At 71.3% G+C, this 23,907-nt stretch carries 21 protein-coding genes; 7 read left to right on the top strand and 14 right to left on the bottom strand.

Annotated features, from left to right (window positions below; translation table 11 throughout):
• The first annotated feature begins 24 nt into the window (after nt 1-24).
• From ASG76_RS11185 to ASG76_RS11195, 3 genes are read left to right on the top strand one after another with little or no spacing between them, the layout of a single operon-like run.
• Nucleotides 25-1,206, top strand: a complete 1,182-nt coding sequence (locus tag ASG76_RS11185) for an oligosaccharide flippase family protein (protein WP_162254105.1) — start codon at nt 25-27, stop codon at nt 1,204-1,206.
• Between the two features lie 58 nt (nt 1,207-1,264).
• Nucleotides 1,265-2,617: a hypothetical protein gene (locus tag ASG76_RS11190; RefSeq protein ID WP_056602779.1), complete on the top strand. Its 1,353-nt coding sequence runs from the start codon at nt 1,265-1,267 to the stop codon at nt 2,615-2,617.
• A complete protein-coding gene (locus ASG76_RS11195; RefSeq protein WP_056602781.1) occupies nt 2,614-3,486 on the top strand; it encodes a glycosyltransferase family 2 protein in 873 nt (290 codons plus the stop codon). Before ASG76_RS11190 ends, ASG76_RS11195 begins: the two co-directional genes overlap by 4 nt.
• 52 nt (nt 3,487-3,538) lie before the next feature.
• On the opposite strand, the gene ASG76_RS11200 is transcribed toward ASG76_RS11195, so the two are convergent.
• The gene (locus ASG76_RS11200; protein ID WP_056602783.1) at nt 3,539-4,171 is read right to left on the bottom strand and encodes a class I SAM-dependent methyltransferase; all 633 of its coding nucleotides are present in this window, start codon (nt 4,169-4,171) and stop codon (nt 3,539-3,541) included.
• 82 nt (nt 4,172-4,253) lie between these two features.
• Here ASG76_RS11200 and ASG76_RS11205 point away from each other — a divergent pair, with 82 nt between their 5' ends.
• Together ASG76_RS11205 and ASG76_RS11210 are read left to right on the top strand one after the other, a co-directional pair.
• Entirely contained in the window at nt 4,254-4,934 is a 681-nt protein-coding gene (locus ASG76_RS11205) for a glycosyltransferase family 2 protein (protein WP_056602785.1), read from the top strand.
• Nucleotides 4,931-5,326: a DUF2304 domain-containing protein gene (locus tag ASG76_RS11210; RefSeq protein WP_056602786.1), complete on the top strand. Its 396-nt coding sequence runs from the start codon at nt 4,931-4,933 to the stop codon at nt 5,324-5,326. Before ASG76_RS11205 ends, ASG76_RS11210 begins: the two co-directional genes overlap by 4 nt.
• Before the next feature lie 31 nt (nt 5,327-5,357).
• Here the strand turns inward: ASG76_RS11210 and ASG76_RS11215 are convergent, their stop codons facing one another.
• From ASG76_RS11215 to ASG76_RS11250, 8 genes are read right to left on the bottom strand one after another with little or no spacing between them, the layout of a single operon-like run.
• Nucleotides 5,358-7,316, bottom strand: coding sequence for a TIGR03960 family B12-binding radical SAM protein (locus ASG76_RS11215; RefSeq protein ID WP_056602787.1), 1,959 nt, complete (start codon nt 7,314-7,316; stop codon nt 5,358-5,360).
• Between the two features lie 59 nt (nt 7,317-7,375).
• Nucleotides 7,376-9,058, bottom strand: coding sequence for a glycosyltransferase family 2 protein (locus ASG76_RS11220; protein ID WP_082587449.1), 1,683 nt, complete (start codon nt 9,056-9,058; stop codon nt 7,376-7,378).
• A complete protein-coding gene (locus ASG76_RS11225; RefSeq protein WP_056602788.1) occupies nt 9,055-10,098 on the bottom strand; it encodes a class I SAM-dependent methyltransferase in 1,044 nt (347 codons plus the stop codon). Before ASG76_RS11225 ends, ASG76_RS11220 begins: the two co-directional genes overlap by 4 nt.
• Before the next feature lie 38 nt (nt 10,099-10,136).
• Nucleotides 10,137-11,354 (bottom strand): rod shape-determining protein RodA, encoded by a 1,218-nt coding sequence (rodA, locus tag ASG76_RS11230; RefSeq protein ID WP_056602789.1) that lies wholly within the window; start codon nt 11,352-11,354, stop codon nt 10,137-10,139.
• A gap of 7 nt (nt 11,355-11,361) precedes the next feature.
• The gene (gene mrdA, locus ASG76_RS11235) at nt 11,362-13,485 is read right to left on the bottom strand and encodes a penicillin-binding protein 2 (RefSeq protein ID WP_235529538.1); all 2,124 of its coding nucleotides are present in this window, start codon (nt 13,483-13,485) and stop codon (nt 11,362-11,364) included.
• Nucleotides 13,482-13,994, bottom strand: coding sequence for a rod shape-determining protein MreD (gene mreD, locus ASG76_RS11240; protein WP_056602792.1), 513 nt, complete (start codon nt 13,992-13,994; stop codon nt 13,482-13,484). The genes mrdA and mreD overlap by 4 nt, the downstream gene beginning before the upstream one ends.
• Nucleotides 13,991-14,929, bottom strand: coding sequence for a rod shape-determining protein MreC (mreC, locus tag ASG76_RS11245; protein ID WP_082587451.1), 939 nt, complete (start codon nt 14,927-14,929; stop codon nt 13,991-13,993). The genes mreD and mreC overlap by 4 nt, the downstream gene beginning before the upstream one ends.
• Nucleotides 14,929-15,972, bottom strand: a complete 1,044-nt coding sequence (locus ASG76_RS11250; protein ID WP_056602794.1) for a rod shape-determining protein — start codon at nt 15,970-15,972, stop codon at nt 14,929-14,931. Before ASG76_RS11250 ends, mreC begins: the two co-directional genes overlap by 1 nt.
• A gap of 127 nt (nt 15,973-16,099) precedes the next feature.
• Between ASG76_RS11250 and ASG76_RS11255 the strand changes: the two genes are divergently transcribed.
• Complete coding sequence (locus ASG76_RS11255) at nt 16,100-16,669, top strand: DUF937 domain-containing protein (RefSeq protein ID WP_056602796.1); 570 nt, start codon at nt 16,100-16,102, stop codon at nt 16,667-16,669.
• 111 nt (nt 16,670-16,780) lie between these two features.
• Here ASG76_RS11255 and ndk read toward each other — a convergent pair whose 3' ends face one another.
• The 5 genes from ndk to ASG76_RS11280 are packed head-to-tail and all read right to left on the bottom strand — an operon-like array spanning nt 16,781 to nt 20,956.
• Entirely contained in the window at nt 16,781-17,206 is a 426-nt protein-coding gene (gene ndk, locus ASG76_RS11260; protein ID WP_056602797.1) for a nucleoside-diphosphate kinase, read from the bottom strand.
• A 22-nt stretch (nt 17,207-17,228) separates the two neighbouring features.
• Complete coding sequence (locus ASG76_RS11265) at nt 17,229-17,642, bottom strand: DUF4233 domain-containing protein (RefSeq protein WP_235529540.1); 414 nt, start codon at nt 17,640-17,642, stop codon at nt 17,229-17,231.
• Nucleotides 17,639-19,006: a bifunctional folylpolyglutamate synthase/dihydrofolate synthase gene (locus ASG76_RS11270; protein ID WP_056602798.1), complete on the bottom strand. Its 1,368-nt coding sequence runs from the start codon at nt 19,004-19,006 to the stop codon at nt 17,639-17,641. The genes ASG76_RS11265 and ASG76_RS11270 overlap by 4 nt, the downstream gene beginning before the upstream one ends.
• A 24-nt stretch (nt 19,007-19,030) precedes the next feature.
• Nucleotides 19,031-20,029 carry a hypothetical protein gene (locus ASG76_RS11275; RefSeq protein ID WP_056602800.1) on the bottom strand — a complete coding sequence of 333 codons (999 nt, stop codon included), beginning with the start codon at nt 20,027-20,029 and terminating at the stop codon, nt 19,031-19,033.
• A 21-nt stretch (nt 20,030-20,050) separates the two neighbouring features.
• Entirely contained in the window at nt 20,051-20,956 is a 906-nt protein-coding gene (locus tag ASG76_RS11280) for a GNAT family N-acetyltransferase (RefSeq protein WP_056602802.1), read from the bottom strand.
• Nucleotides 20,957-21,033: 77 nt separating this feature from the next.
• Between ASG76_RS11280 and valS the strand changes: the two genes are divergently transcribed.
• Entirely contained in the window at nt 21,034-23,667 is a 2,634-nt protein-coding gene (valS, locus tag ASG76_RS11285) for a valine--tRNA ligase (protein ID WP_056602804.1), read from the top strand.
• Nucleotides 23,668-23,907: the final 240 nt, after the last annotated feature.

Consider the following 23,907-nt stretch of genomic DNA (forward strand, 5'->3'; position numbering starts at 1 on the left):
GAGCTCGGTCTGGCCGTGGCGTCCATGGCTCTCAACCTGGCGACGTACGCCCACACCGTCCTTGCTGCACGATTCCTCGGTGTCGATCCGTTCGGCGCGTTCACGGCGGCGATGAACGTGTTGATCGTCCTCAGCGTCGTCTCCCTCGGGCTGCAGACCACCGTCGCGCGCAGGGTGGCCGCCGCCTCGGGCCACGCTGAGGCGATCGCCCACGTGGCACTGCGCCTGACCTATGTCGTCGCGCCCGTCCTGGGGGTGGCGCTTGCGGTGGCGAGCCCCCTGCTCGACGGCGTCCTGCGGCTCGACAGCCTGACAGCCGCCCTCCTGATCGCCATCGGCGCGGTGCCGATGACGATCATGGGCGCTCAGGCCGGCCTGCTGCAGGGCCAACGCCGGTGGGCCGACCTCGCGTGGGTGTACGCCGCCTCCGGCACATCGCGGCTGGTCGTCGGGACCGTATTGCTCATGTGGAAGCCGACGCTGGTGTGCGGCGTGGCGGGAATCGTCGCCGGTCTCTGCGCCCCGGTGGTCGTCGGCTGGTGGTTCCTCCGCACTGGCAACCCAGAGACGGGCGAGGCGTCGCCTGTCACCCGGGCGCGGCTCGTGGGCGACAGCCTCAAGGGTGCGCAGGCGCTGCTGGCCTTCATGGCACTGAGCAACCTGGACGTCGTGGTGGCCCGCCACGCGCTCGCCGACGGGTCGTCCGGGCTGTACGCCTCGGGACTGGTGCTGAGCAAGGCGGTCCTCTTCCTGCCTCAGATCGTCCTGGTGCGGGTCTTCCCGGCGCTGTCCACGTCGGCGGGCAGACGGCGCGCACTGACCGCGAGCGTGGGCGTGATCCTCTTCTTCGGGGTCTCCGCCGCGGCGGTCACCGCCCTCTTGCCGGGTCTCGCGCTGGTGTTCGTCGGGGGGCAGGACTTCACCGCCGTACGGGACCTGCTCTGGCTCTTCGCCCTGCTCGGCACGGTGCAGGCGCTCGCGCAGCTCTTCATCTACTCGGTGCTCGCCCGTGCCGCCGTCGGCCCCACCCTGGTCACCTGGGGGGCCTTGCTCGTCATGGTGCCGGCAGGCCTGCGCATGACGACCGTGGCCCAGATGGTGGTCCTCTTGATCTCGGTGAACGCGGCCCTGCTGCTGGTGCTGGTGGCCATGACGAGCAGGACCCAGGCACGCGGGTCCGCGGCACGCGCAGGTCACTCCCACTGACCCGACGGCGCCCGCCCTCGCATCAGGTGGCACGCCGCGCGCAGCTAGGGTCCTGCCCATGAAAGCGACGGAGGAGAAGTCCACCACCACGAGTCGGCGCGCGCGCGGCGACCTGTGGGCGATGGTGTTGTTGGTGCTGGCCTCCTTCATCTTCACTGCCGACCAGGTCGGCGAGCACCAGATGATGTCGCCGATCGACGAGTACCAGTACGTTGGCTACTACGCCTCGGTGGCCGACCAGGGCGTGGTGCGCCAAGGCACGGAAATGCCCCTGTTCGCGAAGCGGTACATGGTCTGCCACGGCGTCCGCGCGATCCCTGAGATGGGTCGCAACCCAGCCGGGTGCCGCGCCCCGGAGAGCGTCAACTACCCCATCGCGGGAGGCACGACGGCTGACCTCTACACGCCCCTCTACTTCCTGAGCATCCGCGCGATCGCCCAGCCCCTCGTCTGGGCCAAGGTCGGTTTCGTCGACGCCGGACGACTGGCGGGCGGCGCCTGGCTCGCCTTCGGCGCCGTCCTGCTCTACCTCGCAATGCGTCGCATGCGCACCCCCGCCCCCGCCGCCCTGGGGCTGGGCCTCGTCCTGGTCGGATCGCTGCCAGCCTACTGGGGCAACACCTACATCTCGACCGACGCCACCGCTCTCGCAGCCGGGGCCGCGGCGGCGTGGCTGACCGTGCGAGCACTGCAGGGCGTGCGCGGGTCGCTCGTCCTCCTCCCGGTCGCCTCTGCCGTCTTCACCCTGTTCAAGCTGCAGAACCTCATCGGCTTCGTGGTCTCGGCAGTCATCCTCGTGCTGGCAGCGCTGGTCGACGCTGGCCGGCAGCGGGACCAGGGCTCGGGGCGCGTCGGGATCTTCCTGCATGACCGGCGACTCGTGTCCGCCATCGCGATCGGTCTGGCTGCGATCGCCGCGCAAGGCATCTGGCTCTGGATCCGGGCAGCGCTCGCGGTGGGTCCCCAGCCGGAGCTCGGGTTGGTCGTCCCCTTGGAGGGCAAGCACCTGGTCCTCGAGCTCGGCAACTTCCTCCCGCTCATGGCGCAAGGCGCGATGGCCCCCTATGCCACCGGACCGGCCAGCCTGCCCGTCTACGCCATCGGCACCATGCTCGCTGTCGGCGGCTCGGTCGGGCTCGCGATGTCGACGGGTGTTCCGGCGCGGCGGCGCATCGTCGGGTTGGCCACGGTCGTCACCACGATCATCGCTGCTCCCGCGCTCGCGGTGGCCATCGGAGTCATGGAGGGCGTCTACATCCCGATCCCCAACCGTTACGGAGCTTCGCTGTTCCCTTGGGCGATCTTGTCGGCCGCGATCCTCCTGGACACGCGGCACCGGTGGGCGAGGTACGCCGTGCTGGCCCTGGGTGCCGTGACCTGGAGCCTGGCGTTGATGATGGGTGAAGGATGAGCGGGGCCGCATCGGTGCACGTCGTCGTCGCCTACTGGGGTGATCCTGACCTGCTGGACCGGGCCGTTGACAGCGTGCTGGCCCAGACCGACGGCGACTGGCACCTCACGATCGTCGACGACCACTACCCCGACCCGCGCGCCCAGGAGACCTACCAATCGCATCCCGACCCGCGCATCAGCTACTTGCGCAACGGCGAGAACCTGGGGCTGACACGGAACTTCGAGCGCTGCCGCAGTGTCGCCGTCGCCGAGGGCGGGGACCTCGTGACCTTCATGGGCTGCGACGACCAGTGGCTACCGGACTACGTCGCCGAGCTCCGCCGCGCCCGCAGGGACCACCCGGACGCGACCATCTTCCAACCCGGTGTCAGGGTGATCGACGGTGACGGACGGCCGAGCAACGGGCTCGGTGAGCGCGTGAAGGCGTGGCTGTCGCCGAGCGGTCCCAAGCCGGTGACGCTGTCGGGCGAGGAACTGGCCGCCAGCTTGATGCGCGGCAACTGGCTCTACTGGCCGTCGCTGGCCTTCGAGCGGTCAGTCGTGGGCAAGCACGCGTTCCGCAGCGACCTGCCGATCGTCCTGGACCTGGCCTTCGTGATGGACATGGTGCTGGACGGCGCGGAGCTGGTCGTCCTCGACGCGGTGACCTTCTGCTACCGCCGTCACGACCACAGCGCCTCATACATGAGCTCGGTCCGAGGCAGCCGCTTCGACGACGAGAAGCTCTTCTACTGCGAGATGGTGACCCGCCTGGAGGAGCGCGGGTGGCCGCGCGCCGCGGGCGTCGCGCGGCGCCGGATCGTCTCGCGGCTGCACGAGCTGTCGCTGGTACCGGCGGTCGTGCTGCGACGCCTGGGCCGAGGCTGAGCCACACCCGGGGGGCCGGCACCGCCCGGGCTGGGATCGAGGGTGGGCCCCCTCAGCCACTCTTGCGAGCGACCACGCAGAACTCGTTGTAGGGGAAGACCCGTCCGGCGAAGCGTGGGAACGGAAAGCTGAAGTTCTTCTCGACCGCGAGGCCGACGCGTCGTGCGAGGTCGGCCAGCTCGTGGCCATCGGTGAAGTGAACGTGGCTGCTGTCTGTGGTGTAGCCCTTCTCCTGAGGGCAGATGAACATCGCGATACCGCCCGGAGCCAGGTAGGGAAGGTAGGCCGACACCAGATCCTCCCAGTGCTCAGGCTCGACGTGCTCGATGACATGGGCGAACAGAAGGCCCTCGAAGGACTCGGGCACCGCAACCGCGGGCGAGGTCGCCCACTCCTGGGAGGTGTACGCCTCGAACCCGCGAGCCCGGCACTCAGCGATGGACTCGGGGTTGTGGTCCACCCCGACGGAGTCGCTGCCGAGGTTGGCCAGGTTGCGGCCGATGCCGCAGCCGACGTCCAGCGTCCGGCCCAGGCCCTGCCGGTGGAGGTTCCATCGGTAGGGGCGCTGCACGTCGAGGACCTGCTTCCAACGAGCTCCGCTCAGGTCTCGAAGGCGATCCGCGTACTCACGCGACCTCGTGTCGCGGGCATCGTGGTCGGGCAGGTCCGCCGAGGAGCCGTTCATGCGCGGCACCCTATCGCGCAGGTCGCAGGTGCCAACGTTGCGACTTCGTCTCCATGAATGCCACCCCGTAACATGACGCCCCGTGAGAGACGTCGCGTTCGTGGTGCCCGTGTACAACGAGGCCTCCGTCATCGGCGACGTCATCGCCGACATCCTGAAGGTCACGCCCCATGCCGTGTGTGTCAACGACGGCAGCCGGGACGCCTCCGCCGCGGAGATCGTCAAGGCTGGCGCCTACCTGGTCGATCACCCGATCAACATGGGTCAGGGTGCCGCGCTCCAGACCGGGATCGAGTTCGCGCGCTCGTTGCCCGGCGTGGAGCGGTTCGTCACCTTCGACGCCGACGGCCAGCACCTGGTCGAGGACGCTAAGCGGATGGTCGACCTCCTCGAGGGCGGCGACGTCGACATCGTCCTGGGCTCTCGGTTCCTTGGCGCGTCCGTGGGTGCGAGCAAGGCCAAGAAGGCTCTGCTGCGCGCCGCCGTCGCTTTCAGCAACGTGACGTCCGGCGTCCGGCTCACGGATGCCCACAACGGCCTGCGCGCGTTCAACCGCCACGTCGCGGACACCATCGAGATCACCGCGCCCGACATGACGCACGCCAGCGAGATCGTCGAGCTGATCGCCCGCAACCGTTACCGCTACCGGGAGGTCCCAGTGACCATCCACTACACCGAGTACTCCCGCTCGAAGGGCCAGGCGAGCGTCAACGCCCTGAACATCGCGGTGGACACGCTCCTTCGAAAGGTCGGTCGCCAGTGATCCTCGTCCAGCTGCTCCTCGTCGGTTCGTTCGCCGCGGTCTTCTTCTACGCCCTGCGGAGCCGGACCGCACACGGCGTCTCCGCGACCAAGAAGCTGGCCTTCATGGCGTTCATGCTCGTCGTGCTCATCGCGGTCTTCTCGCCACGGCTCGTCACCGATGTCGCCAACGTGGTCGGCGTGGGACGCGGAACCGACCTGGTGCTTTACCTGCTCGCCGTGATGTTCTGCTTCTACGTGGTCAACGACTACCTCCGCGGGCAGGAGTCACGCAACCAGGTGCACAAGCTCGCACGCCGCATCGCGGTCCTCGAGGCACTCGAGCGCTACGACGTGACCCGCGAGGTCCCGGCCGCCAACCAGCCCGTCGGAGCGGACGACGACCGTTCCTGACTGAGACCGTCGGCTCCCCACGACGCGTCGGCTACACGACGGAGAGCGGGAGCAGCTTCTGGCCCGTCGGGCCGACCTGGATCTCGGTGCCCATCTCGGGGCACACGCCGCAGTCGTAGCACGGCGTCCAGCGGCAGTCCTCGATCTCGATGTCGGCGCCCTCGGCGGCCGCGAGCGCGTCCTCCCAGTCGCCCCAGAGCCAGTCCTTGTCGAGGCCGGAGTCGAGGTGCTCCCAGGGCAGCACCTCGTCGTAGTCGCGCTCGCGCGTGGTGAACCAGTCGACGTCGACACCGGTGCCGGCCAGGCCGCGCTCGGCGGCCTGCATCCAGCGGTCGTAGGAGAAGTGCTCGCTCCAGCCGTCGAAACGGCCGCCGTCGCGCCAGACCTCCTCGATGACGCGGCCCACGCGCCGGTCGCCGCGCGAGAGCAAGCCCTCGACGATGCCGGGCTTGCCGTCGTGGTAGCGGAAGCCGATGGCGCGGGCGTACTTCTTGTCGTCGCGCACGACGTCGCGCAGCTTCTTCAGGCGGTCGTCCGTGGCCTCGTGGTCGAGCTGCGCGGCCCACTGGAACGGCGTGTGCGGCTTGGGCACGAACCCACCGATGGAGACCGTGCAGCGGATGTCGTTGCGCCCCGAGACCTCACGGCCGGTCGCGATGACGCGCTTGGCGAGCTCGGCGACCTGCAGGACGTCCTCGTCGGTCTCGGTGGGCAGCCCGACCATGAAGTAGAGCTTCACCTGGCGCCAGCCGTGGGAGTACGCCGCGGCGACCGTGCGGATCAGGTCGTCCTCGCTGACCATCTTGTTGATGACTTTGCGCATGCGCTCCGAGCCGCCCTCGGGGGCGAACGTCAGCCCGGAACGGCGACCGTTGCGGGAGAACTCGTTGGCGAGGGTGATGTTGAAGGCGTCGACGCGGGTGCTCGGCAGCGACAGGGAGACGTTGGACCCCTCGTAGCGGTCGGCCAGGCCCTTGGCCACGTCAGCGATCTCGGTGTGGTCGGCGCTGGAGAGCGACAGCAGGCCGACCTCCTCGAAGCCGGACTTGCGGATGCCGTTCTCGACCATGGCGCCGATGGTCTCGATCGACCGCTCGCGCACCGGACGGGTGATCATGCCCGCTTGGCAGAACCGGCAGCCGCGGGTGCAGCCGCGGAAGATCTCGACCGAGAAGCGCTCGTGCACGGTCTCGGCCAGCGGCACGAGCGGGTTGGCCGGGTAGGGCCACTGGTCGAGGTCCATCAGCGTGTGCTTGCGCACGCGGAACGGGATGCCGGGACGGTTGGGCACCACGGCCTCGATCGAGCCGTCGGCGGTGTAGGCGACGTCGTAGAAGCGCGGGACGTAGATGTTGCCGGTCACCGCGAGGCGGCGCAGCAGCTCCTCGCGGCCCCCGGGCCGGCCCTCGCTCTTCCACTCGCGCACGACGTCGGAGATCGCCAGGACGACCTCCTCGCCGTCGCCGAGCACCGCGGCGTCGACGAAGTCGGCGATCGGCTCGGGGTTGAAGGCGGCGTGACCGCCGGCGATGACGACCGGGTGGTCCTCGGTGCGGTCGGCGGCGTGCAGCGGGATGCCGGCGAGGTCGAGGGCGTTGAGCATGTTGGTGTAGCCGAGCTCGGTGGAGAAGCTGAGGCCGAACAGGTCGAACGCGCCCACCGGGCGGTGGCCATCGACGGTGAACTGCGGGATCTGCTCATCGCGCATGACCTTCTCCATGTCGGGCCACACCGAGTAGGTGCGCTCGGCCAGGATCCAGTCGCGCTCGTTGAGCACCTCGTAGAGGATCTGCACGCCCTGGTTGGGCAGGCCGACCTCGTAGGCGTCGGGATACATCAGGGCCCAGCGCACGGTCTCGCCGGACTCGGTGTCGGCACCGCAGTCCCAGTCCTTGACGACGGAGTTGAGCTCGCCCCCGACGTACTGGATGGGCTTCTGCACCGACGGCAGCTTGGCCTCCAGGCGGGGGAAGACCGACGCGACGGACATGCTCACAACACCTCACACGATGGGGGCGGCGCCGGGGCACCGCTGGGCAAGGGGCAAGCCTACGACGCGATGCCGCTCCGAGCCGCCTTGCCGGTGCCCCTCGCCTTGCCCTGGGGCTTGCCCTGCGTCTTGCCCTTCGCGGCAGCCTTGCCCGCGCGCCGGGCGGGGCGCCCCTCGTAGCGGTCCGCCTGCGGGACGTAGGGGTCGTCCTGCGGGACCCCCCACCGGCCGCGGACGAGGTCACGCTCCCAGTCGTGCACCGCGCGCTCGCGGCTGCGCGACTCGAAGTGGTAGAGCTCGACCCCGGCGACGTAGACGATGCGCAGGCCCGCGCCGCGCACCTTGTAGCAGAGGTCGACGTCGTTGAAGTTGGCCGGCAGGACCTCGGAGAAGCCGCCGATCGCGAGGAAGGTGTCGCGCCGCATCGCCGCGCAGGCCGCGGTCACCCCGCTCGCCTCCCGGTTGATGATCAGCGCACCGAACGGGCCGTACGACGCCCGCGGCAGGTCGCGGTAGGGGTGCAGGTAGTGCCCGGCCATGTAGGCGTGGCCGGCGTGCTGGACGGTGTCGTCGCTGAAGTAGAGCCGGGCGCCGGTCAGGCCGACGTCGGGCTCGTCGAGGGGCGCGACCAGCTGCTCGAGCCACCCCTCGGAGATCACCTCGACGTCGTCGTTGAGGAACACCAGGCGGTCACCGGTGGCGCGCAGGCAGCCGACGTTCATCTTCTCGCTGTAGTTGAACGGCCGGGTGAAGCGCTCGAGGACCAGCTTGTCGCCGGCCACCTCGCGCAGCTCGTCGAGCACCGACTCGGGGGTCGGCACGTCGTAGACCACGACGACCTCGAGATTGCCGTGGCGGGTGCGCGCCAGCAGCGACCGCACGGCTTCGACGACCATCACGCGGCGCGCGCCCCAGATCAGGTCGGACTGGCCGATGGTCGGGATGACCACCGACACCTTCACGCCCGGGTCGAGCCGGCGACGCACCTGGTAGTGCCCGGGCACGGGTCCCTGGCCGACCTCGGCGGGGATCTCCAGCCGGTCGAGGTGGTCCTGGACGGCCTTCGCGCCGGCGATGGTGGCGTACGGCTTGGCGTTGATGTCGGCAGAGGCGGAGCCCACGACGGCGCGCCAGTGGTAGAGCACCTCGGGGATGTGCACGACGCGGCGCGCGACCTCGCCGACGCGCAGCGCCAGGTCGTGGTCCTGCGAGCCGTCGTAGCCCTCGCGGAAGCCGCCGACCCGGCGCACGACCTCGGTGCGCATCACCGAGAGGTGCGAGGTGTACATCTGCCCGCGCAGCCGCTCCGGCGACCAGTCGGGCTTGCGGAACTCGTCGTAGAGCTCGCCTGCGTCGTCGACCTTGTCCTCGTCGGAGTAGAGGTAGTCGACGTCGTCGAAGCACTTGATGCGCCGGGCGTTGGCCGACAGCGCGTCGGCGGTCAGCAGGTCGTCGTGGTCGAGCAGCACGATGAAGGTGCCGCGGGCGGCCTCGATGCCGTCGTTGGACGCTGCCACGATGTGGCCGTTGGTCTCGCGCTCGACCAGCCGGATACGCGGGTCGCGCGCGGCGTGCTCGCGGATCAGCTCGCGCACCGCCTCGGTGGGCGAGCAGTCGTCGACCAGGATCCACTCCCAGTCCTCGTGGTCCTGGGCCAGCACCGAGGCGATGGTGTCGGCCAGGACGTCGACCGGCGGCTCGTAGACGGGCGTGACGATCGAGAACAGCGGCGCGCTGCTCACCGTCCGAGCACCTTGCGGGCCGCGCGACGGGCGAACGACGGGCGCGACCGGCTGCTCTCGAGCTCGGCGGTGAGCCGGTTGGCGCGACGGGTCAGGCGCTCGGTGCGGGTGCGGGCCTCCTTGAGGCGGCCGCGCACGTTGTCGAGCTGCTTGCGGGCCCGGTTGAGCTCGGCGCGCAGCCGCGCGTTCTCGCCGCGCAGGCGCGTCACCTCGGCCTCGGAGCCGATCACGTGGTCACGGGTGGTCAACAGCTGGTGGCGCGCGTCGAGGACCTCGGCCTGCCACTGCTCCACCTGGCTGGCCTGCTCCGCGACCTTGCCGGACACCTGCGACTCGAGCTGCTCGTTGAGCGTCGCGATGCGGCGATGGGCCTCGAGGAGCGCGGAGCGCTTCTCGAGCAGCTCGGCGTGCACCACGTCGAACTGGGACTCGTAGCGCTGGGTGAGCGCGTGGGCCGTGAGCTCCGCGCGCTCGAACATCACCGCCCACGGCGAGAGGAAGCCGAGGTCGACGTCGGTGCGTCGGAAGAAGCCGCGCTCGGCGAACGACGCCGCCCACTGCGCGGTCGGACGGGTGTTGACGTGGGTCGCCTCGTCGTGGTCTCCCGGGCTGGAGGAGAACACCACGCGGTCGGTGGCCGCTGTCATCGCGTCGATCGCTCGCTGCGCGTCGAGCGGGCTCATGTGCTCCAGCACCTCGATGCAGGTCACCAGGTCGTGGCGCTGCACGATCGGCTCGGTGGCCGACGCCACGCTCAGCCGCGGTCGTACGTCGTCGTGCGCGCTCGCCACCGCGTGCTCGGAGATGTCGGTGCCGTGCGCGTCGACTCCGCGCTCGACCAGTGCCTGCACGAGCAGGCCGCGTGCGCAGCCCACGTCGAGGACGGTGCGCGGGTTGGCGATCCCGACGAGACGGTCGGCGATGCCCAGGAAGAAGGAGCGCCACTCGGGGTTGTCCCAGGAGTAGTTGTCGTAGCCGCCCAGGTGAGCATCGTTGTAGTAGGTGCTCGAGTAGTCCTCCGAGCGCGTTCCCTCGCCCACGTGAGCGTTCCCCTGTCTGACGGTCGAATTCTGCGGCCTCAGGCTATACGTCGCGGGGCCAGCAGCCTCGTCGGCACCGCGCCGGTCGACCTGAGGTGGATGTTCTGCAGCAGCCCGAGCCCGAGCATGCCCGCGAACAACGAGCTGCCGCCGTAGGAGACGAAGGGCAGCGGCACGCCGGTGACCGGCATGATGCCCAGGCACATCCCGATGTTCTGGAAGGCCTGGAAGCCCCACCAGCACGCGATGCCGGCGGCGGCCACCCGGCCGAAGAGGTCGCCGGCCTGCGCCGAGATGGTCAGCGCGCGCCAGATCACCACCGCCAGCAGCAGGATCAGCAGCCCCGCCCCGACCAGTCCCAGCTCCTCGCCGGCGACGGTGAAGATGAAGTCGGTGTGCTGCTCGGGCACGAAGCCCGAGCGCGTCTGCGAGCCGCCGAACAGCCCCTGGCCGAGGAGGCCTCCGTTGCCGACCGCGATGCGGGCCTGCTCGACGTTGTAGCCGGCGCCGCGCGGGTCGAGCCCGGGGTCCATGAAGGCGAGGAAGCGGTCGACCTGGTAGGGCTTGAGCACGCCGAGAGACACCGCCGCGCCCGCGCCGCCGACGGCGCCGAGCGTGAGCCCGCCCAGCCACCCGCCCCCGGCACCGGCGATCGCGAGCACCCCGAAGACCGTGGCGGAGAGCACCAGCATCGTGCCGAGGTCGGGCTGCATCAGGATCAGCACGGCGGGCACGCCCGCGATCGCCAGCATCGCGACCACCTCCAGGCTCCGCACCCCGCGGCCCCAGCGGCGCTCGGTGCGCTCGGCCACGACGAGCGCCATGCCGATGATCACGGCGAGCTTGGCGAGCTCGGAGGGCTGGATCGACATGCCGCCCAGCTGCAGCCACGAGCGCGAGCCGTTGATGGTGCTGCCCGCGACCAGGACCATCACCAGGCCGCCGATGCTCGCGAGGTAGACCAGCGGCGCGAGGATGCGCACCCATCGGTGGTCGGTCGCGACCACCGCGACCATCAGCACGAGACCGATCGCGACGTTGACCAGCTGCTTGCGCAGGTAGGCGTTGGGGTCGCCACCGGTGAGGTCGGCACGCGTCGAGGTCGCCGACCACACCAGCAGGGTGCCGAGCGAGACGAGCGCGAGCGCGGCGAGCATGAGCACCCAGTCGAGCCCGGGCGCCCGGAGGCTGCTCGCGGAGCGGCTCGAGGGACGGGAGGACGTACGGCTCGAAGGACGGTTGGCCAGCACGGTCATCGGGGGCTCACCTCGTCGCCTTCGCGGGGACCGGCGGCATGATCGAGCCGTCGGCGAGGAACTGCGGCAGCCTGGCCGGCGGGACCGTGCCGGGCGTGGCGGCGCGGGCCGGGCGTACGGTCTCGCCGTCGATGCCGTAGAGCGCCTCCCAGATCGCGCGGATGCCCTCACCCGTCGACCCCGAGCCGGTGCCGGCCTGGCTGATCATCATCACCACGACGTAGTCCTTGGTGTAGGACGCCACCCACCCGGTCGACTGCTTGCCGTAGACCTCGGCGGACCCGGTCTTGGCGCGGACGGTCACCTTGTCGAGCGGGAAGTCGATCATCTTCCACGCCATCGTGCCCTCGCGGGTCACGCCCTGGAGGGCGCTGTCGATGTAGTCGAGGTACTTCTTCGGCACGTCGAGCTGGGCGACCTTGCGCGGCGCGATGCGGCGCAGCACGTCGCCCTCCGGGCTGACGATCGCCTTGGCGACCGTGGGGGCGTAGAGGGTGCCGCCGTTGCTGAGCGCGGCGTAGGCTCGGGCGAGCTGCAACGGGGTGACGATCGTGTCGCCCTGGCCGATGGAGAAGTTGACCGCGTCGCCGGCGCGGTAGAGGTTGCCCTCGATGCAGAACTCGCGGCTGAACTTGTAGACGAAGTCGCTGGTGTCGGCGGTCTGCGGCTTGCTGCTGAGGTCGCAGTAGTAGTCCTTCTGCGACTCGTAGTAGGCCTGCTTCCAGTGCCGGTCGGCGATGCGTCCGGGCGCCTCGCCCGGCAGGTCGATGCCCGTGCGCGAGCCGAAGCCGAACTTCTTGGCCTCCTCCACCAGCGGGTCGCGGGCGTCGATGTCGGCGGGGTCGCTGCCGAACTTCTGCCAGAAGTTGTAGCCGATGCGGTAGAAGAACGTGTTGCAGGAGACCTCGAGGGCCTGGGCGAAGCTGATCGAGCCGTAGGCGGCCGACTCGTGGTTGCGGAAGACGCGGTTGCCGACCTGGAAGCCCGACGAGCAGGGCAGCACGGTGTCCATCGAGTAGCCGTTGGTGAGCGCGCCGGCGGTCATGAACGGCTTCCAGGTCGAGCCGGGCGCGAACTGCCCCTGGGTCGCGCGCGACAGCAGCGGGGTGCCGGCCTTCTCGGAGTAGAGACGCGCGAGCTCGGCCTGGCTGATGCCGCCGGTCCACACGTCGGGGTCGTACGTCGGCTGGCTGGCCATCGCGACGACCCGACCTGTCTTCGCGTCGAGCACCACCGCGGCGCCCGAGTCGGCCTCGTAGTTGCGGCCCGTGACGGGGTCGAGGGTCGCGCGCTGGACCTTGATGCGCTCGGCGAGCTGCCTCTCCACCACGGCCTGCACCTTGGCGTCGATCGAGGTGACCAGCGTGTCGCCCGGGGTGCTCTCGACCAGGGAGTCGTCGCCCAGCACGCGGCCCATCGAGTCGACGGCGACGCGGCGGTAGCCGGGCAGGCCGCGCAGCCACTCGTCGTACTGCTTCTCCACGCCGGCGCGACCTACGACCGAGGCGCCGTTGAGCGAGCGGTCGTCGCGCTCGGCGGCGATGTCGAACTCGTCCTCGGTGATGGGGCTCAGGTAGCCCAGCACGTGGGCCAGGTTGATGCCGAAGGGGCGCGGGTAGGAGCGGACGTTCTGCTGCTCGGCCAGGACGCCGGGATAGTCCTCCGGCTGCTCGAGCACGCGCAGCGCGACGTCCTTGGAGACGTCGGTCGCGACCGGCACCGGCTGGTAGGGCGAGCCGTTCCAGCACACGTCGCGGACGCTGCCGGGGTCGCCACAGGTGACCAGTCGCGCCTCGACGTCGGCCGGCGTGGCGTCGACCACGACGGACACGCGCCGCACCAGCTCGGTGCGCTGCTTCTCCTCGAGCTTGCCGAGCAGGGTGCGGTCGACCGAGATGACCCACGAGGTGCGGTTGGCCACCAGGGGACGTCCCTGGCTGTCCACGATCAGGCCGCGCTGGGGCTGCACGACGATGTCGCGCACCGACTGGTCGGCGGCCTGCGCCTGGTAGGACTCCCCGCCGATGACCTGGAGGTAGTAGAGGCGCACGAACAGCGTGGCGAAGAGCGAGAACGCCAGCACCTGCACGACCACCAGGCGCATCCGGCTGCGCTGGCTCGAGGGGCTCACGAGGCCGCCCACTGCGGACTCAGGCGGGCGAAGAGCCTCATCAGCGGCGGGAGCACGAAGGGGGTCAGCAGCACGTCCCACACGACCGCGACCAGGACCACCTCGAGCAGCCCGGAGACCGACATGGCCGGGTCGTCGAGGAGCACGCCGGACAGCGCGAAGATCGAGGTGGCCGCGAACGACGCCGCCGCGACCGTGCCGACGACCGCGAGGGCGCTCGGCTTCTGGTCCTGCCGCACCCGGGCGGCGAGGAACGCCGCGACCGTCAGCGCCACCGCCCAGCGCCCGGCAATGTGGTCGGCCGGCGGGGCGAGGTCGAGGGTGAGGCCGGCCGCGAAGCCGAGGACGAGCACGAACGGCGCCTCGACCGTCAGCGCGGCGGCGACCACCACGAGCAGGCACAGGTTGGGCACGATGCCGTGCCACGCCAGGTGCGGGAAGAGCGTGACCTGCACGACCAGGGCGACCACGACGGCGAGCAACGCCACGACCCAGCGCAGGCGGCTCATTTCAGGCTCCCGTCGGCCTCGATCACCGCACGGTCGCTGTCGGAGCCGCTCGGCACCATCACGCCGACCACGTCGAGGGCGGAGAAGTCGACGAACGGCTTGACCACGGCGCGCTGGGAGGCCTCCCGCAGCGAGCTGTAGACGTCGGTGATCGTGCCGATCGGCACTCCCGGGGCGTAGGGGCCGGTGGTGCTCCCCCACGTCACGACGGTGTCGCCGCGCGCCGGGACGGTCGCGTCGTCGACGAGGCGGAGGTCGAGCCCGGTCTTCTGGTCCAGCGAGCCGCTGCCGGTGACGAAGCCGATCTCCATGCTCGAACCGACACGCCCGCCCACGGTGGAGTCGGGGTCGATGACCAGCAGGACGGTGGCGGTGCTGCGGGTGACCCGCAGCACGCGGCCGACCAGCCCGTCGTTGTTGACCACGGTCATGTCGGGGCCGATGCCCGCGCGCGCACCGGCGTCGATGGTGACGGTGAAGCTCTGCGACTGCCGCGAGCCCAGCGCCACCACGCGGGCCGGGACGAGGGCCGACCCGAGGTCGGTGGCCGCGGCGGTGAGGGCGTCGTACTGCTCGAGGCGGTTGCGGTCGAAGCCGGCCAGCTCCACCTGGCTCCTGAGGTCGGCGTTGCTGGCCTGGAGGTCGCGGACCTCGTCGGCCAGGTCGCCCTTGCTGCGGAACCACGCGGGCACGGCGGTGAAGGGGCGTACGGCGGCAGCGGCGGCGGACTCGGCAGGGCCGAGGGCCTCGCCGACGGCGCGCCGGGCGGGCTCGAGCGGCGAGCTCGCGCCACCGGAGACGTCGAGGGTGATCAGGGTGATGCTGGCGAGCACCAGCGCGACGAGCAGGGAGCGCGGGGCGCGGTTGCGCGACTCGAGCCGGTCGAGGCCGGTCCAGCGGCGCTCGCGGCCGTCGTGTCCCCCGAAGGCACCCATCAGAAGCGCCTCGGGTCCGAGACGAGCACCTGCTGCAGGGCCTCGAACTCCTCGACGCACTTGCCGGCGCCGTAGGCCACCGAGGACAGCGGGTCCTCGGCGACGTGGACGGGCATGCCGGTCTCGTGGCGCAGGCGCTCGTCGAGGCCGCGGAGCATCGCGCCGCCACCGGTGAGCACGATGCCGCGGTCCATGATGTCGCCGGCCAGCTCGGGCGGGGTCTGGTCGAGGGTGCTCCGCACCGCGTCGATGATGTTGTGCAGCGGCTCCTCGAGCGCCTGGCGCAGCTCGGAGCTGGAGACCACGACGGTGCGCGGCAGCCCGGAGACCATGTCGCGACCGCGGACCTCGGCGTCGGGCTCGCTGGGGAGCGGGAAGGCCGACCCGAGGGTCATCTTCATCTCCTCGGCCGTGCGCTCCCCCAGCATCAGGGAGTACTCCTTCTTCATCCACGCGATGATCGCTTGGTCGAGGTCGTCGCCCGCGGTGCGCACCGACAGGCTCGTCACGATGCCGCCGAGGCTGATCACCGCGACCTCGGTGGTGCCGCCGCCGACGTCCACGACCATGTTGCCGGTCGCCTCGTGGACGGGAAGTCCGGCGCCGATCGCGGCCGCCATGGGCTCCTCGACGATGTAGACCCGTCGCGCGCCGGCCTGGTAGCCGGCCTCCTTGACCGCACGCTGCTCGACGGCCGTGATGCCGCTCGGCACGCAGATCACCATGCGGGGCTTGGCGAAGTAGCGGCGGCGATGCACCTGGTGGATGAAGTAGCGCAGCATCTGCTCGGTCGCCTCGAAGTCGGCGATCACGCCGTCCTTCAGCGGCCGGATGGCGGCGATGTTGTCGGGCGTGCGCCCGATCATCCGCTTGGCCTCGTGACCGACCGCGAGCACCTCGCCGGTGGTGGTGTTCATCGCGACCACCGACGGCTCGTCGAGCACGACGCCCTTGCCGCGGACATAGACCAGCGTGTTGGCGGTGCCGAGGTCCACGGCCATGTCGCGGCCGATGAAGCCCCCGGTGATGCTGTTCAGTGCCATTGCCGCTGCTGCCCTTGCAGGTCGGGTCCAACTGGGAAGGGGGACGGCGGTGCGGCCGACCCACGATCAGGTTAAGGAGCGCGGAAGGGTGTTCCCGGCAGGACACGCGCGGGGCTAGGTTCGGAAGATGGCTGACCACACCCCAGCGCTCGACGAGCTGCGCGCCTCGCTCCCCATCGACCAGATCGCCGCGAGGCTCGGCGAGGACCCCGACGCCGTACGCCGTGCCGTCGACGTCGCGCTGCCCGCGCTGCTCGGCGGCCTGCACGCCAACGCGCAGGACCCCGGCGGCGAGGCATCCCTCACGGAGGCGCTCGGGCAGCACGACGCCCAGGTCGCGACGCCACCGGTCGACCTCGCCGACGTCGACGAGCGCGACGGGCAGCAGATCACCGCCCACATCTTCGGCGCCCAGCAGGACCAGGTGGTCCAGCAGCTCGGCGCCACGGGGGCCGGCAGCGGGCTCGTGCAGAAGCTCCTGCCGATCCTCGCCCCGATCGTGCTCTCCTACCTCGCCAAGCAGATGGGCGCCAAGGGCGGGGCTGCCGCCGGCGGGGGCGTGCTCGGCTCGATCCTGTCCTCGGTCCTGTCCGGTGCCGCCCAGGGCTCGGGCGGCAGCTCCCGCTCGTCCGGCGGCCCCGGGGGCGCCCTCGGCGACGTGCTGGGCGGGCTGCTCGGCGGTGGCCGCAAGGGCTGAGGCGGACCCGTTCAGTGATCCCCGGCTGACCGGGGATCACTGAACATGTCGGCCCTTGCACGGCCCGACATGTTCAGCGAGTGCCTGACAACCCCTCGGCGATGTCGCAGGTCAGAGCTCGGGGAACCAGATCCCGATCTCGCGGGCGGCCGACTCCGGGGCGTCCGAGCCGTGGACCAGGTTCTGCTGCACGGCCAGGCCCCAGTCGCGACCGAGGTCGCCACGGATGGTGCCGGGCGCGGCGACGGTCGGGTCGGTGGCGCCGGCCAGGGAGCGGAAGCCCTCGATGCAGCGCTCCCCCTCGATCACGACCGCCAGCATGGGGCCGGAGAGCATGAACTCCACGAGCGGGGCGTAGAACGGCTTGCCCTCGTGCTCGGCGTAGTGCTCGGCGAGGATCTCCGGGGTGGCGGCGCGCAGCTCGACGGCCGCGAGCGTGTAGCCCTTGGCCTCGATCCGGCGCAGGACCTCGCCCGAGAGGCCGCGGCGCACGCCGTCGGGCTTGACGAGGACGAGGGAACGCTGCACGTCGGTCATGGCCGCAGCCTAGCGAGGACGCTCAGCCCTGCTCCGCGCGGTACGCCGCCCAGGCCGCCGCGCGCTCGCGCTCGATCTTGCGACCCAACGCGTCGGCGGCGGCCCAGAGCGCGGCGAAGACCAGGCCGAGGCCGAACATGACCGGCACCACGAAGCCCAGCGCGATGGCCGCGACCTGCACGGCGTAGCCGGCGAGGTAGGCCCACTCCGCACGCAGCATCCCGGCCAGCAGCAGGCAGACGACGGCGAGCCCGAGGCCGACGGGCACGGCCGTGCTCGCCGAGACGTCGGAGATGGTGATCATGACCGGGGTGGTGAGCCCCAGCGTGATCGCCTCGAGGCTCAGCACGGCGGCGCACATGCCGCGGCGCGGCGAGCGCTCGGTGTTGGCCGGGTCCGGGGCGTGGTCCGGCGCGGGGGCCGTCGGCTCGCTCATCGGCGGCCCTTCAGCAGGCTGCGGGCCTCGCCCACGGTGACGACGGAGCCGGTGACCAGCACCGCGCCCGAGCCGATGGACACCTCGATCGCCCCACCGGCCTCGGCGAGCGTGGCTGCACGCTCGATGGCGTCGGCCAGGTCGGGCACGACGCTGACGCGGTCCTCGCCGAAGATCTCGGACGCGGCGCGGCCGAGCGCTGCGGCCGACATCGAGCGCGGGGTGGAGTTCTGGGTGCACACGAGGTGGCTCAGGTGTGGCTCGAGGGCGGCCAGCACGCCGTCGGCGTCCTTGTCCTCCATCACGCCCATCACCCCGACCAGTGGGCTGAAGGCGAAGGAGTCCTCCAGCGCTGCTCCGACCGCCGCCGCACCGTGCGGGTTGTGCGCGGCGTCGAGCAGGATCGTGGGGCTGCGCCGGATGATCTCGAGCCGCCCGGGCGACGTCACCTCGGCGAAGGCGGCCCGCACGAGGTCGTCGTCGAGCTCGCCCGTGCCGAAGGCCTCGACCGCGGCCAGCGCCACAGCGGCGTTCTGGGCCTGGTGGGCGCCGTAGAGCGGGAGGAAGACGTCGTCGTAGCGGGCGCGCAGGCCCTGCAGCGAGACCACCTGGCCGCCGACCGCGGGCGTGCGGGCCGCGACGCCGAACTCGATGCCCTCGCGCACGACGGTGGCCCCGACCTCGGCGGCGCGCTCTAGGAGCACCGCCGCGACCTCGGGCGTCTGCTCGGCCAGCACGGCCACCGAGCCGGCCTTGATGATGCCGGCCTTCTCGCGCGCGATGGTGGCGGGGTCGTCACCGAGGTACTTCGCGTGGTCGACCGCCACGGGCAGCACGACGGCGACGTCGGCGTCGATGACGTTGGTGGCGTCCCAGCTGCCGCCCATCCCGACCTCCACCACGGCCACGTCGACCGGGGCGTCGGCGAAGGCGGCGTAGGCCATCGCGACGATCGTCTCGAAGAAGCTCAGGGGGTGGTCGTGCTGGGCATCGACGAGGTGGGTGTAGGGGGCGACCTCGTTGAAGGCGCGCACGAAGCCCTCGTCGTCGAGCGGCTCGCCGTCGATGCTGATGCGCTCGCTCATCCGCTCCAGGTGGGGCGAGGTGAAGCGCCCGGTGCGCAGGTCGAGCGCGCGCAGCAGGGTCTCGATCATCCGGCTGGTGCTGGTCTTGCCGTTGGTGCCGGTGAGGTGCACCGAGCGGAACGAGCGCTGCGGGTCGCCCAGGAGCTCGGTGAAGGCCTCGATGCGGTCGAGGCTCGGCTCGAGGCGGGTCTCGGGCCAGCGCGAGAGCAGGGCGTCCTCGACCTCGTCGAAGGTCTCGGCGAGGCGGGGGGACTCGTCGTCCGGGTGCAGGTCAGTCATGGCACGCCGAGTCTATTGACCCGGTCAGCAGGTGACGACTCGCCGCCAGGGCGCGACGACCTGCAGCGCCCGGCCGTCGACGGGGCGCTCGCGCAGCTGCTCGAGCGCGTCGGCCCAGCGTGGGTCGCTGGTGCCGGTCACGAACATCGACGAGCCCTGGTCGGCGTAGACCAATCCGTAGCGCTTCATCGCCACCACGATCGCGCGTGCCGCGCCGGTGTAGCGCCTGGCGGGGAACGACGGCTTCAGGCGGAAGCGCATGCCGTACGCCGGCAGGTCGCGCGCGGTGTTGGCGCTGGGGCCGCAGTGCCGTGCCGGCCAGGTGTACGCCGCCCGCGCGGAGGGCAGCGTGAAGCGCAGCGCGTGCGTGATGCGGCCGCTCGCCGCCTCGTCGTAGGACAGCAGCCCGGGCAGGATCGGCAGCCCCGCGGCGTCCGCGGAGGTCCAGCCGGCCGCTCGCAGCCGGTTGGACGACAGGTCCCAGCGCGCGACCGACGCGGCCCGCCAGGCGATCACCTCGCCGGAGGCGTCGCGCACCCGCTCGGCGGCGTACATCTCGACGAGGTCGCAGGTGCCGCGCCGCACGGTGATGACGTGCCGGTCCCCCTCACCGGGGTCGGGTGCGCTCGCGCTGCCGCCCTCGATCGCCGCGTCGGCCGGCACCGGGACCGGTCCGCGGTCGCTCTCGTCGCGGTAGTCCTCGCCGTCGGTGCCGAACTGCAGCGGCAGCAGCCGCTGGTCGGCGTCGACGACGTTGACCGGGATGCCGTAGAACGCCTCGGTCGTGCCGAGGTCGAGGTGCAGGGCGTGCCCGGCGGCCTGCCGCGCGACGATCGCCGCCGAGTGCCGCCACACCGGGCGGTCGTCGATGCGCCGGTTCCACGGGTTGTCGGCCGGGAAGACCTCGCAGCCGCCCACCGTGTGCACCGGTGCGAGGCGCTCGGGTGCAGGTGCCGACGCCGCGGGGAGGGACGCGGCGCAGAGCGCCACGGACAGGGACGCGAGGAGCAGGAGACGCCGCACCCGCCGAGCCTAGGGCTCGGGTCAGGCGATGACGAGGTGCTCGGCCATGTCCACCACCGGCGCGTAGCCCAGCCCGGCGTAGATCTTGTTGGACGTGGGGTTGGCCAGGTCGGTGAACAGGCACATCCGGTGCCCGGCCCCCAGCCCACGCCGGGTCAGCTCGCCCACGACGTACGACGCGATGCCGCGGCCGCGGTGCTCCTTCGGCGTGTAGACCGGGCCGATCCGGGAGACGCCGTACGACGGCAGGCTCGCGCCGGACAGGTGCGCGACCGTGCCGTCGGGCAGCTCCCAGAGCCACTCGACGCCCTCGCGGATCCGCACCAGCGTGCTCTCGAGCGTGTTGTGCTCGCCGCCCGTGTGGTCGGGCTCGCGACCGGCCTGCTCGTCGGCCTCGGCGTGGAACGCCTCGAACCACGACAGCACCAGCTCGGCGTCGTCCTCGGTCGCCCGGCGGAGCCTGCCCTCGGGCGCGTCCGGCACCACGACCGCCGTCGCCTCCCACAGCCGGGTCGCCTTGTCGGACGCCATCTCCCCCCCGGCCAGCCGGGCGGTCTCGCGCGCCAGGACCTCCGCGCCGGGCAGCGCGCCGTTGGCCCCGCCCAGGAGCTCGCCGCGCTCGTGCAACGCGGCGGCCAGCGCGCGGGCGGCGTCGTCGGCCATCGGCATCCCGAAGGTCGGGTAGGGCTTGAAGGGCGCGGTGCGCATGGCTGCCGACACCACCGTCCCCGAGTCGTCGCGCACGGCCACCCACCACCGGGCGAAGGGCGCGTCGACCTCGACCCAGGAGTCGCGCCCGTCGGTCAGCTCGCGGGCCGTCCGCTCCGTCACGCTGGCGATGACGCTGCCCAGCACCGGCTCGGCGGCGAGCAGGTCGCCGGTGGCGTCGAGGAACGGCTGCGGGGTGTCGAAGAACTCCAGCTCCATGCCGCGACGCTAGCCAAGCGCGCAACGCCGGCGATACTCGTTTTCGCAGGCCGGAGGCCCGTCAATAGACTTCGGCCATGACTGAGACTCCCGCCACCCAGACCCCGGACGCCGCGCCGGCCACGACGACGAGCACCGACCCGCGTGCCGTCGTCGTACCCGAGCGTCCGGCGCTGGAGGGACTGGAGGAGAAGTGGTCGCGCGCGTGGGCCGACAACGACACCTACGCCTTCGACCGCACCCAGCCGCGCGAGAACGTCTACTCGATCGACACCCCGCCCCCCACCGTCAGCGGCTCGCTGCACGTCGGGCACGTCTACTCCTACAGCCACACCGACCTGATCGCGCGCTACCAGCGCATGCAGGGCAAGGCCGTCTTCTACCCGATCGGCTGGGACGACAACGGCCTGCCGACCGAGCGCCGCGTGCAGAACTACTTCGGCGTCCGCTGCGACCCGACCCTGCCCTACGACCCCGACTTCACCCCGCCGGAGAAGCCCGACGCCAAGAAGCAGGTGCCGGTCAGCCGGCCCAACTTCATCGAGCTGTGCGAGCAGCTCGTCGTCGAGGACGAGAAGGCCTTCGAGGCGCTGTGGCGCCAGCTCGGCCTGTCGGTCCAGTGGAACCCGACCTACACCACCATCGGCGACCACTCGCGCACCGTGAGCCAGCGCGCCTTCCTGCGCAACTACGCCCGCGGCGAGGCCTACCTCTCCGAGGCCCCCACGCTGTGGGACGTCACGTTCCAGACCGCCGTCGCGCAGGCCGAGCTCGAGGCCCGCGACTACCCCGGCCACTACCACCGCGTCGCGTTCCACCGTCCGGACGGCTCCACGATCCACATCGAGACGACCCGTCCCGAGCTGATCCCCAGCGTCGTGGCGCTCATCGCGCACCCCGACGACGAGCGCTACCAGGACGTCTTCGGCACCACCGTGACCTCGCCCGTCTTCGGCGTCGAGATCCCGGTGCTCCCCCACCCCGCGGCCGAGCCCGACAAGGGCGCCGGCATCGCGATGTGCTGCACCTTCGGTGACCTCACCGACGTCATGTGGTGGCGCGAGCTGAGCCTGCCGGTGCGCACCGTGGTCGGGCGCGACGGCCGCCTCCTGCGCGAGACGCCCGAGTGGCTCGCCGCCGACGCCGCGTCGACGGCGTACGCCGAGCTGGCGGGCAAGACCACCTTCAGCGCCCGCGAGGCGATGGTCGCCCTGCTGCGCGAGTCCGGCGACCTCGACGGCGAGCCCAAGGCCACCCAGCGCATGGCGAACTTCTACGAGAAGGGCGACAAGCCGCTCGAGATCGTCGCCACCCGCCAGTGGTACATCAAGAACGGCGGCCGCGACGCCGCGCTCCGCAAGGAGATGCTGGTGCGCGGGGAGGAGATCACCTGGATCCCCACCCACATGAAGCACCGCTACGACAACTGGGTCGGCGGCCTCAACGGCGACTGGCTGGTCTCGCGCCAGCGGTTCTTCGGCATCCCGTTCCCGGTCTGGTACCCGCTCGACGCCGACGGCGAGCCCGACCACGACCACCCGCTGATGCCCTCGGAGGACCAGCTCCCGGTCGACCCCTCCACGCAGGCACCCGAGGGCTACACCGAGGACCAGCGGGGCAAGCCCGGCGGCTTCGTCGGCGACCCCGACGTGATGGACACGTGGGCGACCTCCTCGCTCACGCCCCAGATCGCCGGCATGTGGGGCGTCGACGACGACCTGTTCTCGCGCGTCTTCCCCTTCGACCTGGCCACGCAGGCGCACGACATCATCCGCACCTGGCTGTTCTCCCGCGTCGTCCGCTCCGACTTCGAGCACCAGGTCGTACCGTGGTCGCACGCGATGATCTCGGGCTTCATCGTCGACCCCGACCGCAAGAAGATGTCGAAGTCGAAGGGCAACGTCGTCGTCCCGACCGACATCCTCGACAAGTACGGCGCCGACGCGGTGCGCTGGCGCGCCGCGATCGGCCGCCCCGGCATGGACTCGCCCTTCGACGAGTCGCAGATGAAGATCGGGCGCCGCCTGGCGATGAAGGTGCTCAACGCCTCCAAGTTCGTCCTGGGCAACGTCGGCGCGACCGAGCTGGTCCCCAGCGCCGTCAGCGCTCCGGTCGACTGCGCCCTGCTCGGCGGGCTGGAGACCGTGGTGCGTCGCGCCACCGAGGCCTTCGACGCCTACGACTACACCACCGCGCTCGAGGTCACCGAGAAGTTCTTCTGGGAGTTCTGCGACGACTACCTCGAGCTGGTCAAGGAGCGCGCCTACGACACCGACGGCGGCGCCGCGACCGAGTCGGCGAAGGCCACGCTCGCGATCGCGCTGCACACGCAGCTGCGCCTGCTGGCGCCGTTCCTCCCCTACGCCACGGAGGAGGTCTGGTCGTGGTGGCAGGACGGCTCCATCCACCACGCCGCCTGGCCCACCGCCGCCGACCTCGGCTCCGCCGCGGCCGCCAAGCCGCTTGTGCTCGACGCCGTCGCGGCCGCCCTGACCGGCATCCGCGGCGCCAAGTCGCAGGCGAAGGCCAAGATGCGCGCCCCGCTCTCGCGCGTGGAGATCACCGGCCCCGCCACCCTGGTCGAGGCGGCCCAGCAGGCGCAGGACGACCTCCGCGCCGTCGGCACCATCGTCGGCGACCTGGACTTCGTGGTCGACGAGGCCGCGAACGAGCTGCGGGTCACCGCCGACCTCGCGCCCACCGAGGACTGATCCCGCTCACGCCGTGCTGAGCGGTGCGTGAGGCGACTTCTGCGGGCTCGGAAGCCGCCTCACGCACCGCCCAATGCGTACGTCGCCCGCGCGGCGGTGCGTACGCCACCCGCGGCGGCGGTGATCCACCCACGTTCTGCAGGCCTTGGGTTCAAGGTCTGGATGCAACACCTCGTAGTGAGGGGTGTTTGCGATGGCGGCTCGGCGGGTGTTTCCCCAGCAGGTACGTCGCGAGTTCTG

The organism is Nocardioides sp. Soil774 (assembly GCF_001428125.1).
Classification (GTDB): Bacteria; Actinomycetota; Actinomycetes; order Propionibacteriales; family Nocardioidaceae; genus Nocardioides.

Bases quoted from the DNA above. Each gene is read 5' to 3' on its own strand.
- ASG76_RS11185 (WP_162254105.1), top strand. From the start codon at position 25: ATGGCTCTCAACCTGGCGACGTACGCCCACACCGTCCTTGCTGCACGA.
- ASG76_RS11190 (WP_056602779.1), top strand. From the start codon at position 1,265: ATGAAAGCGACGGAGGAGAAGTCCACCACCACGAGTCGGCGCGCGCGC.
- ASG76_RS11195 (WP_056602781.1), top strand. From the start codon at position 2,614: ATGAGCGGGGCCGCATCGGTGCACGTCGTCGTCGCCTACTGGGGTGAT.
- ASG76_RS11200 (WP_056602783.1), bottom strand. From the start codon at position 4,171: ATGAACGGCTCCTCGGCGGACCTGCCCGACCACGATGCCCGCGACACG.
- ASG76_RS11215 (WP_056602787.1), bottom strand. From the start codon at position 7,316: ATGTCCGTCGCGTCGGTCTTCCCCCGCCTGGAGGCCAAGCTGCCGTCG.
- rodA (WP_056602789.1), bottom strand. From the start codon at position 11,354: ATGACCGTGCTGGCCAACCGTCCTTCGAGCCGTACGTCCTCCCGTCCC.
- mreD (WP_056602792.1), bottom strand. From the start codon at position 13,994: ATGAGCCGCCTGCGCTGGGTCGTGGCGTTGCTCGCCGTCGTGGTCGCC.
- mreC (WP_082587451.1), bottom strand. From the start codon at position 14,929: ATGGGTGCCTTCGGGGGACACGACGGCCGCGAGCGCCGCTGGACCGGC.
- ASG76_RS11250 (WP_056602794.1), bottom strand. From the start codon at position 15,972: ATGGCACTGAACAGCATCACCGGGGGCTTCATCGGCCGCGACATGGCC.
- ASG76_RS11255 (WP_056602796.1), top strand. From the start codon at position 16,100: ATGGCTGACCACACCCCAGCGCTCGACGAGCTGCGCGCCTCGCTCCCC.
- ndk (WP_056602797.1), bottom strand. From the start codon at position 17,206: ATGACCGACGTGCAGCGTTCCCTCGTCCTCGTCAAGCCCGACGGCGTG.
- ASG76_RS11265 (WP_235529540.1), bottom strand. From the start codon at position 17,642: ATGAGCGAGCCGACGGCCCCCGCGCCGGACCACGCCCCGGACCCGGCC.
- ASG76_RS11270 (WP_056602798.1), bottom strand. From the start codon at position 19,006: ATGACTGACCTGCACCCGGACGACGAGTCCCCCCGCCTCGCCGAGACC.
- ASG76_RS11280 (WP_056602802.1), bottom strand. From the start codon at position 20,956: ATGGAGCTGGAGTTCTTCGACACCCCGCAGCCGTTCCTCGACGCCACC.
- valS (WP_056602804.1), top strand. From the start codon at position 21,034: ATGACTGAGACTCCCGCCACCCAGACCCCGGACGCCGCGCCGGCCACG.